The organism is Bradyrhizobium sp. USDA 3650, from assembly GCF_054057395.1.
The window spans coordinates 2,996,359-3,010,285 of the sequence record NZ_JBSRZG010000001.1 but is presented as its reverse complement, the minus strand read 5'-3'; the positions used below and the strand labels follow the sequence as shown (position 1 = coordinate 3,010,285).

7 protein-coding genes and 3 pseudogenes are annotated in these 13,927 nt (G+C 59.7%); 5 read left to right on the top strand and 5 right to left on the bottom strand.

Annotated elements, in window-relative coordinates:
- Nucleotides 1-133: 133 nt before the first annotated feature.
- The 4 genes from glmS to ACVIN2_RS13980 all read right to left on the bottom strand — a co-directional run bounded on the left by glmS (nt 134) and on the right by ACVIN2_RS13980 (nt 9,251).
- Nucleotides 134-1,960 carry a glutamine--fructose-6-phosphate transaminase (isomerizing) gene (gene glmS, locus ACVIN2_RS13995; RefSeq protein WP_456766028.1) on the bottom strand — a complete coding sequence of 609 codons (1,827 nt, stop codon included), beginning with the start codon at nt 1,958-1,960 and terminating at the stop codon, nt 134-136.
- Nucleotides 1,961-2,169: 209 nt separating this feature from the next.
- Nucleotides 2,170-3,153 (bottom strand): GDP-L-fucose synthase, encoded by a 984-nt coding sequence (fcl, locus tag ACVIN2_RS13990; protein ID WP_456766027.1) that lies wholly within the window; start codon nt 3,151-3,153, stop codon nt 2,170-2,172.
- Nucleotides 3,134-4,219 (bottom strand): GDP-mannose 4,6-dehydratase, encoded by a 1,086-nt coding sequence (gene gmd / locus ACVIN2_RS13985; RefSeq protein ID WP_456766026.1) that lies wholly within the window; start codon nt 4,217-4,219, stop codon nt 3,134-3,136. The genes fcl and gmd overlap by 20 nt, the downstream gene beginning before the upstream one ends.
- Nucleotides 4,220-7,364: 3,145 nt before the next feature.
- Nucleotides 7,365-9,251, bottom strand: a complete 1,887-nt coding sequence (locus ACVIN2_RS13980) for a hypothetical protein (protein ID WP_456766025.1) — start codon at nt 9,249-9,251, stop codon at nt 7,365-7,367.
- A 1,563-nt stretch (nt 9,252-10,814) separates the two neighbouring features.
- On the opposite strand from ACVIN2_RS13980, the gene ACVIN2_RS13975 reads away from it, so the two are divergent.
- The 4 genes and pseudogenes from ACVIN2_RS13975 to ACVIN2_RS13960 form a co-directional block, all read left to right on the top strand.
- A complete protein-coding gene (locus ACVIN2_RS13975; protein ID WP_094183635.1) occupies nt 10,815-11,234 on the top strand; it encodes a DUF7694 domain-containing protein in 420 nt (139 codons plus the stop codon).
- Nucleotides 11,235-11,745: 511 nt separating this feature from the next.
- Nucleotides 11,746-12,592, top strand: a pseudogene (gene bioB / locus ACVIN2_RS13970) (biotin synthase BioB); the annotation flags it as partial.
- Nucleotides 12,558-12,895: pseudogene (locus ACVIN2_RS13965) on the top strand (aspartate 1-decarboxylase). The pseudogenes bioB and ACVIN2_RS13965, both read left to right, overlap by 35 nt.
- Nucleotides 12,896-13,125: 230 nt before the next feature.
- Nucleotides 13,126-13,374, top strand: a pseudogene (locus ACVIN2_RS13960) (transposase); the annotation flags it as partial.
- Between the two features lie 27 nt (nt 13,375-13,401).
- Here ACVIN2_RS13960 and ACVIN2_RS13955 read toward each other — a convergent pair.
- Entirely contained in the window at nt 13,402-13,557 is a 156-nt protein-coding gene (locus ACVIN2_RS13955) for a hypothetical protein (protein WP_456769887.1), read from the bottom strand.
- Here ACVIN2_RS13955 and tnpB point away from each other — a divergent pair, their 5' ends adjacent.
- A complete protein-coding gene (gene tnpB, locus ACVIN2_RS13950) occupies nt 13,558-13,914 on the top strand; it encodes an IS66 family insertion sequence element accessory protein TnpB (protein WP_456769715.1) in 357 nt (118 codons plus the stop codon).
- The last annotated feature ends 13 nt before the right edge of the window (nt 13,915-13,927 follow it).

Sequence of the window (13,927 nt, the reverse complement as noted above, 5' to 3'; positions counted from 1 at the left end):
TAAACAGGGCAAGAACAGGCACAAGCCTCGGCGGCATAGGGGCCTGGAAATGGGCGGCACATCGTGAGTCGATCTGACCGCGGCTTGCGCATTCGGAATCTGACCACGATAACCGAGGTCGCATCACTTTGCCTTATTCGACGGTGACCGATTTCGCGAGATTTCGGGGTTGGTCGACGTCCGTGCCCATGAGGATGGCCGTGTGGTAGGCTAGGAGCTGCACCGGAATCGCATAGACAATCGAGGTGAATGTCGCACCCATCTCCGGCAACACAATCGTCGCGAGTGAATCCATGGACACGTCTGCGGCTCCCCTGGCGTCCGTTATCAAGATAATCTTGCCACCGCGTGCAGCGACCTCCTGCATGTTCGAGATGGTCTTTTCGAACACCCGGTCGGAAGGAGCGATGACGATTACGGGAACACTCTCGTCGACCAAGGCGATCGGGCCGTGCTTGAGCTCCCCGGCCGCATAGCCCTCGGCGTGAATATAGGAAATCTCCTTCAGCTTCAGTGCCCCTTCCATGGCCAGTGGAAACGACGTGCCGCGACCAAGATATAGCACGTCACGCGATTTGGTGATGTCGCGTGCGAGCTTCTCGATCTGCGGCTCGTTGGCCAGCGCCGCTGAAACGAGCCGAGGAATTTCGATCAGCTCGCGTAGCAGATCGATGCTGTCGCTCTCCGACAATTCACCGCGGGCCTTGCCGGCAGCGACCGCCAGCGCCGCCAGGACGACCAGCTGGCATGTGAACGCCTTGGTCGAGGCAACACCGATTTCGGGCCCCGCGAGTGTCGGCAATGCTGTCCCGCTTTCGCGCGCAATGGTCGAACTGAGTACGTTCACGATCGAGAGCGTATGCAGGCCTTGCGATTTGGCGTAGCGGAGCGCGGCCAGCGTATCGGCGGTCTCGCCTGACTGCGAGATGAAGATAGCAAGATCTCCTTGGCGCATCGGTGCCTCACGATACCGAAATTCGGAGGCGACATCGAGCTCGACCGGAATACGAGCCAGCCGCTCGAACCAGTATTTGGCGATGTGGCCGGCGTAGCCTGCCGTACCGCAAGCCGTGACCGAGATATGTCCGATCTCATTGAAGTCGAACGGAAGCTCCTGCGGCAGTGCCACGCTCTCGCGGGCAATATCGACGTAATGCGCCAGCGTCTGCCCGATCACCTCTGGCTGTTCGTGGATTTCCTTCGCCATGAAGTGGCGGTAGTTCGCTTTATCGACGAGTGCCGACGACGCGCCAGAGTTCACCACATCCCGGCGGACGACTGTGCCTTGTGCGTCGTAGACCACGCTGAAGTTGCGGTTGAGCACAGCCCAATCGCCATCCTCAAGGTAGGTAATCAAGTCGGTAAGGGGCGCGAGCGCGATAGCATCCGATCCGAGATACATTTCGCCTTCGCCATGCCCGATCGCGAGTGGTGAGCCCTTGCGCGCACCGATCATGAGGTCGTGTCGGCCCTTGAACAGAATTGCAAGCGCAAACGCGCCCACTAGCCGCGGCAGCGACGCTTTTACTGCCTCCTGCGGCGAGCTGCCATTCTTCAGATAAGACTCGATGAGATGCGCCACCACCTCCGTGTCTGTTTCAGAGGCGAAACAGGCGCCATGCTGTTTCAGCTCCGCGCGCAGCTCCCGGAAATTCTCGATTATGCCGTTATGGACGACCGCAACATTGTCCGTTGCATGCGGATGAGCGTTGTGTTCGGTTGGCTTGCCATGAGTAGCCCAGCGCGTGTGCCCAATCCCGACATGGCCTGAAAGCGGATGGCGGCGAACACGTGTCTCAAGGTTTTTCAGCTTTCCCTCGGCGCGTCGAAGCTCGATGTGATTTCCTTTGAGCGTTCCGATGCCAGCTGAGTCGTAGCCGCGATATTCCAGTCGTTTAAGTGAATCGATGAGGCGATCCGCGACCGGACCGCGCCCCAAGATGCCTACAATTCCGCACATGGTAGCCAGTTTACCTCAACTTCAAAACAGAGCGTCTCGCAAGACGCGCCTGACCAATTCGCTCGCTATTTATCGACCGGTGTAGTCGTGCCGGCCTTCCATCGCGCACGCGTCACTCGGCGTGCGCGAGCTCAAAGCAACACCGGAAACCCAATCGAAGTCGCCAGACGATCCGAAGCAACTTTCTGGGAATCGGAAAATGAGCGCCGTCAGCAATTAACAGCTGCATGATTCTCTCCTTTGTCCGATTTGGCCGATACCGCTAAGAAGTCCTGATAGGTCTGCCGCATTCCATCTGTAAGCCATGTCCTCGCGCGCCAGCCGAGCTTTGCGAGGCGGCTGACGTCGAGCAGCTTGCGCGGCGTGCCGTCGGGGCGCGAGGTGTCGAAGGCGATCTCGCCGCTGTAGCCGACGATCTCTGCGACGACGCGCGCGAACTCGGCGATGGTGACGTCCTCGCCGGTGCCGATGTTGATCAGCTCTGCTCCCGAATAGGTCTTCATCAGGTACACGCAGGCGTCTGCCATGTCGTCGACATAGAGGAATTCGCGCCGTGGCGTGCCGGTGCCCCACACGGCAACGCTGTTGGCACCCGCGACCTTCGCCTCGTGGAAGCGCCGGATCAGCGCCGCGACGACATGGCTCAGTTCGGGATGATAATTGTCGCCGGGGCCGTAGAGATTGGTCGGCATTACGCTGATGAAGTCGCTGCCATACTGGCTGCGATAGGCCTCCACCATCTTGATCCCGGCGATTTTTGCAATTGCATAGGGCTCGTTGGTCGGTTCCAGCGGGCCCGTCAGGACCGCATCTTCTCGCATCGGCTGCGGCGCCAGTTTCGGATAGATGCAGGACGAGCCCAGAAACATTAGCTTCTCGGCGCCGTTCTGGTGCGCGGCCTGGATCACGTTCGCCGCGATCGCGATGTTGTCGTAGATGAACTCGGCGCGCAGCGTGTTGTTGGCGACGATACCGCCGACCTTTGCCGCGGCGAGGAAGATCACCTGCGGCCGCGTTCTTGCGAACCAGTCGGACACCGCCGCCTGGTTGCACAGATCAACCTCGCGCCGGTCCACGGTGACGAGCTTGACGTCCTCCCGCGCCAGCCGGCGCGCAAGCGCGCTGCCGACCATGCCGCGATGGCCGGCTACGTAGACACTCTTGCCTGTCAGCTCAAACGGAGCGTTTGCCACTCGTCGCGTCCCGTTTTGCTACCGCCAGATCGCTCGCCATCATCTCCGCGACGAGCTCTGCAAAGCTCCGCTTCGGCCTCCAGCCGAGCACCTCGCGCGCCTTGCTGGCGTCGCCGACGAGGAGATCGACCTCGCTGGGCCGGAAATAGGTCGGATCGATCTTCACCACCGTCTTGCCGCTCATCTCGTCCACGCCGGTCTCCTCGACGCCTGTCCCGCGCCATGCGATGCGGCGACCGAGCTGGGCGAACGATAGCTCGACCATCTCGCGCACCGAGTGCATCTCGCCGGTGGCGAGCACGAAATCGTCGGGCTTGTCGGCTTGCAGGATCTTGTGCATACCCTCGACGTAGTCGCGCGCATGGCCCCAGTCGCGCTTGGCTTCGAGATTGCCGAGATAGAGCGTCTCCTCCAGCCCGACCTCGATACGGGCGACAGCGCGCGTGATCTTGCGGGTCACAAACGTCTCGCCGCGGATCGGGCTCTCGTGATTGAACAGGATACCGTTGCTCGCGAACATGCCATAGGCTTCGCGGTAATTCACCGTGATCCAGTAGCCGTAGAGCTTTGCGACGCCGTAAGGCGAGCGCGGATAGAACGGCGTGGTCTCCTTCTGCGGGATCTCCTGGACGAGGCCGTAGAGCTCCGAAGTCGACGCCTGGTAGAACCGCGTCTCCTTCTCTATGCCGAGGATGCGGATCGCTTCCAGCAGGCGGAGTACGCCGATGCCGTCGGCATTGGCCGTGTATTCCGGGCTCTCGAAGCTGACGGCGACGTGGCTCTGGGCGGCGAGATTGTAGATCTCGGTCGGCCGGATCTGCTGCACCAGGCGGATCAGATTGCTCGAATCCGTCATATCGCCGTAGTGCATCAGGAACGGCACGTCGCCGACATGCGGATCCTGGTAGAGATGATCAACGCGCGCGGTGTTGAACGAGGACGAGCGCCGCTTGATGCCGTGCACGACATAGCCGAGCGACAGCAGATGTTCGGAAAGATAGGCGCCGTCCTGGCCGGTCACGCCGGTGATTAGAGCGACCCGCCGTTTGCTCTCTTGGCTTAACAAATGATTCCTCTGCGCAGGCTAATGTCGTTCCCCGATCGACGACGTCAATCGCGGCTGGCTCTTCGAAATGCGGAAGCGTCACGCTCTCGAACTGCCGAAGTGTGGACCTCTACAGGTATTGCGTCGATGGCTCAACTGTACGGAGGTAAACCTCCCACCTCGAAAGAGTTTTGAAGGACTATACGAAAGTTTGTAGTCCGGCAGATTTCGTTCGGCCTTCGTCAGGCGCTTCTCTATTGCTTGAGTGCGCTCAATAAATTCGGCGCAGTCAAAAGGTAAGCAGGCCGTTCGGCCGAGAAGCGTTCTGCAGTCTCTCCATGCTCAGCTCGCGCGTCGAGCCAAGGAGTGTCCCTCATTTCTTGTCCTTGCCTAGAAATTTCGAGTCTTGCTGTTCATCCAGTGCAACTGCGAGCAAGCCCGGCAAACAAAGCCTTGAAAGTTGTTCTCTGTCGCGCAGTCCGTATCATCGATCAATCTCGGGACGATCGTGTTGGTGGTCGGATAAGCATAGGTGAAGGCGCGCATATTGCAGTCCCACGGCAGAAACACGCGGGATGAGCTGATCGTCGAGGGAGCCGACTCGGGCTGTTTAAGCGCGCGCCGCCTGCTCGAATGCGCGAAAAGGGGCGTGAGCTTAGAGGCACGCCATCGAAATGGATCGCTGCCTTATCGGGTTTGAACGCCGCCGAGATCAATCTTCGATCGCTCGCGTGTCTAAACTTCCACATCATTGCCGTTCCAAGGCGATCACATGAGGTTTCCAATGCTCGTTCGTCGGGTGTTGAGGGGCTCGTTGCCTGCATCGCGTTCGGCCCTGGGGCAATCGTCAGGCCTGCATCTCGAGCAGGCCCAGCTCGCGGAGCTAGCGGCAGCTCTCTTGCTGCCGCAATCAGCCGCTTACCATGCCGCGCGCTCGTCCCGGACTACTCGTTGTCATCTAGTCTGCTTTTCGTTTAAGGACGGGCGCGTCCGTCCGACCATGGCATGACGTGCATTCGGACATGGTGATAAGCGCACCATGATGACGGTTTTTGGCGCAGTCCCGTCACAATTGGTTCCCCGCACATATACGCTCTTCCAGGATCGCCATTCTTGAAGCCAACAATTGCCCGACATTGGCCCTCACAATGGTCGACGAGCAACACCGTGTTGGATCCATCGGGTCTTCTCACATCACCGCTCCAGGATAGCGCATCAGTCTCGCGGCGGCTCGTTGGCACTTGGCGCTCGCAACCGTATTTCGAAGTCTCCAATGCTGGATTGGTCCTTCTTACATCTGGGCAATCGTGACCTCATGCGACCTGGCAATTTGCGTAGACAGAACAGGAACAGCGTCCTTCGCACTCAGCGCGATCCTCAGCCGCTTTGGCAGAACACCTCTCATGACACGCGATCGGCTTGCTCCGCTTTTGCCCACAGGAATTCTAGGGCGACTGAAGATTGGAGCCAACTAGCAGGGGCACTCTACAATCTGACGCTACGTACGATTCAATCCCCTGCGGGGGTTATCGCGGGAATATGTCACGCCAGGAGCCAGCCGCGACGGGAGGAGGGCGGGAGGCGCTGCGCCAAAGCGGCTGGCTTTCGCTATTCGTCCTCCGCGGAATTGCGCAGCCAGGGTCTGCTCAAGTGTGCCGGCATAGCCACGCCGCGGCAGTGAGGCTGCTGGTCGTGGCAATGAGCGATAACGCGTGTCAATGAAGTTCTTGTAAGGTCCATGGAATAGGAGCGCGCTCGCCGGCCGAATCAAGCGTCCATGGCGAGGATGCTCTGTGGCATCTGTGCGAATTGGCGCCTCGTCTATCCGGCCGAGCTCTCCCGCTACACTGTCTGGATGGGGCTGTTTCCCGGGATTTCTCGGGGCTGGCGCCGCTGGGCAGAATGGGAAACGAGATCCATCGGCAGCGGTTATTCTGGTAATGAGTGCAATTCCCGTCAAGGCACTGAGCAGTGACTTTGCCGTTCCAGACAACTTGGACGATGGACCTCGAAAGGCGCCGTCAGGTGCAGGCCGCGTCAGGTCAACGATGATTGCGGGTTCGATCCATGTGGGGGCCGTCATGCGTTGGAAGACGGCGCCCAAGCGGTGCTCAGCCCTGGTCCCGTTCAGAGCATCGCGGTTTAAGTCCGAATTGGTGCGTTTGCTACAATCGTGGCTGGTCTCCAACAGTTGCTATGGGCGCGTGCAACTCCAGAGCGGCCACGGAATAAGGCGGAAAGTCTGCCGGCAATCAAACGGCTGTTGGAACGAGCGGCGCAGCCCATGCTCTCGGATCGCCGGGCAGGGCCTCGTAGGCGCCGATCGGCGCTCCTCCCCATTCATCTTGAGGCGCGAGCGACTGTTAAGCCGGCATTCTCCAGTGCATCCAAGATCCTATCAGCAACCACCCGGGGATCGCGCTGGTCCTCTATGCTCACGCTACAGGCCAAGGTAGCTGCCATGATCGCGTGAGCCGTTTTGCGCTGGAGGCTGTCGTACTCGGCATACTCGCCGCAAATGTTGCAGGTGATCACTGGTCGGCCGGCCCAGGGGTCGTGCATTGCGATCTCGCACCAGTTATCTCCGTGACATTTCTGGCAGAGCATAATTAGAGAGTTCCTTGTGGTTTGAGCTCGCGCTACGTGGTCGTCTGTTGAACGACTGCTTGGCATCCAAAGCTGCAGAAGCCACTGCACTCTGGAGGCGCTGTTGCCGTCCTGAAAAACACGATGTACGCGGGCTCCGGAGCAATCCGCCCGAAAGGGCTGCGGCGTGAGCGAACACTTGATGCATCTCTGCCGAGAGCGGCGGCGATGACGCGCCTCCGTTCTCTTCTGGAAAATCCGTTGAACGCAGAGCGCCGAGCACCTGCAGAGATCTGCCGCGGCCGTTCAATGTACCATTCGACATAGTGCCGCCCGTCAAAACCTCGCTACTCACTACGCGTGGATCATTGCCTTTGATGGCCGAAAGTACGACCTGAAATCCGCTCCGCTGAAGAGCTTGCGAGCCCATCTCGTCGCCTATCTCGATCACCTCGCGCCTAAAAGTGTGGTGCCGTTGGTCGCGCCGCTTGCTCGCGTCATCCTGCATTGAGTTATCGTCCTTTGGAGCAGCGCCGCCCTTCGTGCCTTACGAGCGGTGTGCAGCCGTGTTCCGTTTGCTTCAAAACGCCGCATGACATGGTGTTCGTCGTCGGTCACCTAGCGCTGTCCAATTGCCGATAGCCGCAGCGGCTCGATGACAGATCGCCACTTCGGGCCACTTGGCTAACCCATTCGCCAAGTATGCGAACTCTTGCTCGGTGAAACGCGCAGTCCCGGTGAGGCGGCGCAGGACCTCCTGGGAGATTACGACGGCGACTTCGCGACAGGTGACCTCTTTCGGCCAGTGACTGAACGCACGCATGAGCTGAGCAAGCTCCTGCTCGCTAAAATCACAAACCTGGAAAGTGCGGCGAAGAATCTCCTGCGCGATGGCTACCGTCGCATGGCGAGAGATCTCCTCTTGTCGCCATTTGCTGAAGCCGTTGGCGAGGATCGCCAGTGCTCGACGCGTAAAATGAGAAAGCCGGTCGGAACGGCAGGCCCGAGAAAGGACCTCGTGCGCGATCGCAGTCTTAGCTTCGCGCAGCGGAACTTCCGTTGGCCATTTGCTGAAGCCGTTCAACAGAATAGCCAGTCCTTGCTGCGTAAAATCACAGAGCTGACCGGCCCGTCGGGCGCGGTAAACGACCTCCCGGGCGAGCGCAGCCGTCGCGTCGCGAAGAGACAGCTGTTGTGGCCACTTGCTGAACCCATTTACGAGGTTCGCCAGTGCCTGTTCAGTAATGCAGGAGACGCCGTCGGCGCGGTCACAGCGGGCGAGCACTTCACCGGCAATTTCAATTGTGGCTTGGCGGCAGCTCGGGTCCTGCCGCCATTTGCTGAAACCGTTTACCAGCACCCCGAGTTCCTGGTAACGAAAATAAGAGAGGCGCTCGGCACCGCGAGCGTGACGGATGACTTGATCCGCGATCGCGACGCTCGCCGCGAGACAGGCAACCTCCGCCGTCCATTTGCTGAAGCCGTTTACCAGACTCGCCAACTCATGGTGATCGACGGAAAGCCCGCGACGAACGAGTTCTCCTGCAATCTTGGCGGTGGCTTGCCGAGGCGCGAGCTCGCCCGGCCACCTGCTGAATCCGTTTACGAGCTTAGCCAGGCGCTGCTGACTGAAATCGGAGAGCTGATCGGAGCGGCGGAGAAGTTCGTTGCTGATCGCGATCGCTGCCTTGCGACAACTCGAATCTTCCGGCCGCTTGCTAAAGACGCTGATCAGATTCGCCAGCTGTTCCTGGGTAAAATCGGAGAGTCGATCGCTTCGGCGCACAAGCTCATCTGCGACGATCACAACCGCCGTGTGAAAGCGTTCCTCTGCTAGCCATTTTCCGACGCCGTTCACGAGCAATGATAGATGCCGCGGGGTGAGCGCTGAGAGGCGATCATCCGAACGCGTACGGCAAGAAATCTCAGTCGCGATCCTGAGAGCGGCTTCACGAACCGCCGGTTGATCCGGCCACTTGCTAAAGCCGCTTATCAGCAATGATAGGTGCTGGCCGGTTAGGTCCTGGAGCGGCTCGCTCTTGTCGCGGCAAACTTCAGCAATTCTGATCATGCCATCGCGGCAGTCGGAAGACGCAGGATGGCGGCCAAATGAACACGCAAAGAGCGAAAGTGATGTGAATTCGACTTGTTCCATCAGTGCATCACTAAGGCGGGAGAGCTGAGCCGCCAGAGCTTTGGAAAGATCGGTACCTGCCTGACCGCCAGACTGCCGGCTGAGCGCATCACATATTGTGGCGTATTTCGATGCTAGCTTGAGGCGGATGTCTTCCTCAAATCGTGGAACAAATGCGATCCTGAACGCAGTCGCGGCCTTTCGCAGGAAGCGTGCGCGATTTGATCTCGTGAGTTGCTTGGAATCGTCGAATAGTGAACCTGAGAATGCGCGCACGTCCTGACAACGGCAAGCGTGCCTGATTGTTGCGAGAAGCTCATCGAGTGTGGCCATCGTTCGATTTGGTGGCTCTGAGTGCTCCGCGCGAACGTGCTGCTCGAAGCGGAGCCGGTCGAGTGAGACTGCTTGTCCAGGGCGCGTCATCTGTCGACCCTTCCCTGGCCAGGATCTCGAACTGAAATCGGATCGCGACATTGCTCACGCAAGCTGACTCGAGTTCGGACAGGTAGCGCTGGCGCCCTCACCCCGTAATGTCTGCTGCACAGGCCAAGTGCGTTCCGTCTGCAAGCCGTCGCTCCCAAGCCATCGGCAGGCGATCGTGGACGCTCGCCCGCAAGAAGACCCTACAATCTGACGCTGCGTCCGATTCAAGCCATTTATGTCGAGAGCCGCGCATTTCGCGCAGAATTCTGCGTGAACGGCCGGTGAAGCCAAATCTCGTCCATCATGCCGCGTGGCCCTTCCAATCGGCCTTCTCAACCGAGGGATTGCAGTGAAGCTTACTCGCCGCGCTTACGTTTCGCCCAGCGGGCTTGTCGCATGTCGGACATTAACAAAGCGAGTGACAGCGCTAACGGCAAATGAGGTGCTTTAGTGAAAGCCAGCCTACGGGATCTTACGTAGGGCCCGTGTCGCATTTTCTTGATCTAAACATTGCATCCTCTTTTGCATGAAGCAGAAAAATCTATTCTCAGACGCCAAACATTGGCGAGGCCGTGCGGAAGCGACCCGACTAAAAGCGGAGTCGATCGAGGACGACACATCTAGATGCAGGCTCCTCAAGGTCGCTGAGGAATATGACAAGCTGGCTCGCCTCGCGGAGGGGCGGCAAAGAAGCGAGCTTGACGGGCAGTTCTGATCGCTACCGGAGCGAACTGTGACTGCGGCCACCGAAGTCTCGCCGTGTTGGAGCTCGAGGCCCTCTAGGGCTGAACTGCGAAGCTTCGTCACGCGTTCCCTGGCCGTGGATCCATTGTGACCGGCCACATAGATGACGCATTGACGGTGTCTCAGGCGGTAACCGGCTAACCGCTCGACATGAAAAGGACTGAGATGAAAGCCCACCGTCAGATCGTCGCAAGAGCAAAGCCTCTCGTTGACGAGCTGGCGATACATTGGCGTCGCTTTGCATCATGTGCTGAAGCCGATGACGTCTGTTTGGTGCCAAACTAGCCGGTTCGCCGGATCATGCCGCGCCAAATGGCCTCCGCCGCCATTGTTGATCTAAGGCATTTCAGTCGGTTCTGGCATCAAGCACCAACGCCATACCTTGCGGACTTGTTTAGGCAAGGGGCGGCAGCAGCTCCTGCAGGCCCGGCTTGCCGCGACAACCATCGTAGATGTCTGTGCCGATTGTCTGCATGAGGCAAGTTCGCAACGAAGGCACGAATGACGCGAAAATCCAAGGAAAGATTCAGATGTCGAAAGATAAACTGCAGGAGAAACTCTCCGCTGGACGATCCGGACAAAGCCGATGTTCGTCTTCCAACTAAGTTTGGTGCAGATGGTCCGCAGTAGTTGGGATTGCCCATGCCGGCGCGGCGGCCGGTCAATGTATGAGTCGGACAACACGAGTGGTGCCGGATTCGACCCTATCGGTCAAAAGAGGGAGGAGGTGTGAGGAAGCAAATTGTAGAAAGGCTCGAAGCGGGACGCGTGCGCGATGGCCGGTTCGCCACCGCACCCGGATCTGGTCCTTCCGGTCTCTTCTTCGTGCAGGGGCCTTGTGGCTGCCAGCTCAAGATCATCGGCTTCGTTCGTCCGGGATGGGAGCATGTCTCTGTGTCGACGCCTCGGCGATCTCCAAATTGGGAGGAGATGTGTCTCGCCAAAGATCTGTTTTGGCATCAGGAGGAATGCGTGATGCAGCTGCATCCTCCTCAGTCACAGTATGTGAACAACAGTCGCTATTGCCTGCATCTCTGGAGGCCGACCCGTCAGGTCATTCCGATGCCTCCGTCAGCCTTCGTGGGCATCGTCGGGCTGGGGCCGTCTGAAGCGGCAATTCTGTTTGCGCAGATGAGTGCCATGTCTTAACGGACCCGGCCGCATCGATGCCAAGTCGAGCGGCGGCACGTAATCGAGAGCGCAGTGGCGCTGGAGCCTAGGCGGCCACAGGCCCGCCAAGGGCCCGCGGGCACCACTCTGCGCACCAAAGGCCGCTGCGCTTCTCAAAGCGGCAAGGCACGCCGCAGAATCGGCTCGTCTATTGTGCGCAATATGACGCGCATAACAACGCCAGCGAGGAATCGGCCAGGTGACGAATTAGAGCGGATCGGTCGATCCGGTACACATTGCGGGCGGCCAAATCCTCGCATCAGTAAAAGACCTACGGGGCGCAACTACGTACGCATCGGCTAGTGACCTGGGTGAGGCGCGTCGGGCAGCGTTGTTGCGCGTGCCTCGATGCTGCGATCAAATCCTGGAAGGCGGGCCGGCTATTAGCCTGATATGCGCGCGATGGCCCGCGCAACTCGGCGATATTTCTCCTTCATTACCGGGCAAGAGTGCGTTTCCGGAGCTGCGCATGTGGGTGTTGCTTGTATCCAGTGGACTGAAGGCGGCTCGCTTGATGGATCGGTCTGACGTGGTCTCCGCCGCGCAACGGGCCAAGGCCGCCGGGGCGACCCGCTTCTGCGTGGCCGCGGCCTGGCGCAATCCAAAGGACCGCGACCTCGATCAGGTCTGCGATATGATTGCGGCCGTTAAAGATTTTGGCATGGAGACGTGCGTAATGCTCGGCATGCTCACGCCAAAGCACGCCGCACGGCTCGCCGATGCCGGCCTCGATTTCTACAATCACAACGTGGACACCTCGCCTGAGTTCCACCGCAGCATCATCACGACCCGGACCTTGCAAGAGCCAATCGACACTCTTACGCCCGCGCGCCAGGCGGGCATCAAAATCTGCTGCGGCGGAATTTTCGGCATCGGTGACGACGCCGAGGACCGTCTCGGCATGCTGCTACTGCTCGCCAATCTTCCGAACTATCCGGAAAGCATCCGGATCAAGCTCTGGAACAAGGTGAATGGCGTGCCGGTGAGGTTCACGGCGGAGCGTCCCGATCCGATTGCACTGGTGCGCCTGGTGGCGACCGCGCGGATCATGATGCCCAACAGCGTCATACGGTTGGCCGCCGGGCGTGAGTACATGACTGATGAACTCCAGGCCCTATGCTTCTTGGCTGGTGCGAATTCCATCTTTGTCGGCGATGTGTTGCTGACGACCAACGCAAGTTGACGGGGATGCAAGTGTGCTAGCCCGGCTCGGTATTATGCCTGACCGCTTAAGTCATCCAGAACAATGGGCGTGGCGCGCGCAAGCCATCAGCGTAGGTGAAGAAATGCAGATTGTCCTGATTGAAGGGAACGATTCATTGCACCTCGGTCACTGAATCCGACCTGCACTATGAAGGCTCGATCTCGATTGATCGTGCGCTGCTGGACGCGGCCGGTATCGGATTAACGTTCGCGTCGAACTGTACAACCTCGAGACGGGAACACTCTTTGCAACGTTTGTGACAGAAGCGCCACAAGGGTCCGGCACCGTAGACGTAAACGGTGCGGCGGCGCGACTGGCGATGTCCGCAGATAAGATAAGTATTGTTGCATACGCGTCACTTGACGAGGAGGATGCGAGCATCTTCAGGCCGCGCATTGTGCCGGCTGATCGAGAAGATCCCATCCTGCAAGTTTGAACCCACAAGCCAACGCGGGAAGACCCTGTCCGGCCAGTTGGGAGTTTTGCGGCGTCCATCGTTGCTCAGCGAGTGATGAATGAATTCCGTCATTGCGGGTATGTTGCTGTGCTGACAAGGCTGTCGCAACAAGAGTAAGCGCTGTTTCGGTCCCACCTTCCATTGAAGGCGTGGAGTGAGGAATGATCGATCTCTGATTTGGAGATCGGCTTGTGTCTAAGCTTGACCATATGCTTGAGCCCAGGACCTCGGTTCGTCGGGTCGAGGTCATCACGGAGAGCGGCCGACGGCGGCAGTTCTCGGCCGACGACAAGGCGCGGTTCGTCGAGGAGACGCTGGCCCCGGGAGCCGTGGTATCGGAGGTCGCGCGGCGGCACGGATTGTCGCCGCAACAGCTGTTCACGTGGCGTCGGCAAATGCGACAGCCGGTTGCGATCCCAGTGGCTCCCGAGCCGCAGACATTTGTGCCCGCTGTCGTTACCCCAACGTCCACGCTGCCGGAGCGCTCACCGCGGCAGCGCCGGCGCCTCCGCGAAGGCGCTCGAGGGCGCCGAGAACAGCAGCATCATCGAGCTCGAGATCAACGGCGTCGCGGTCCGGGTCGGCCGCGGCGCGGATGCCGCGACGATTGCGGCCGTGATCCATGCGCTGAAGACCTGCACGTGATCGGTCCGACGGGCGCGGTGCGGGTGATGGTGGCGACCAGGCCGGTCGACTTCCGCAAGGGTGCCGAAGGGCTCGCGGCCCTGGTGCGTGAGAGCATCCAGGCCGATCCGTTCTCCGGCGCCGTGTATGTGTTTCGCGCCAAGCGCGCCGACCGGGTGAAGCTGATCTATTGGGATGGCACGGGTGTGTGCCTGTTCGCCAAGCGGCTTGAGACCGGTTCGTTCTGCTGGCCCAACGTGCAGGACGGCGTCATTCGCCTGACCGCGGCGCAGCTGTCGGTCTTGCTCGAAGGACTGGACTGGAAGCGCGTCCACGCCGCGCGCGAGACACCGTCGCCGATCCAGGCGAGTTGAACTGCGGCACAGT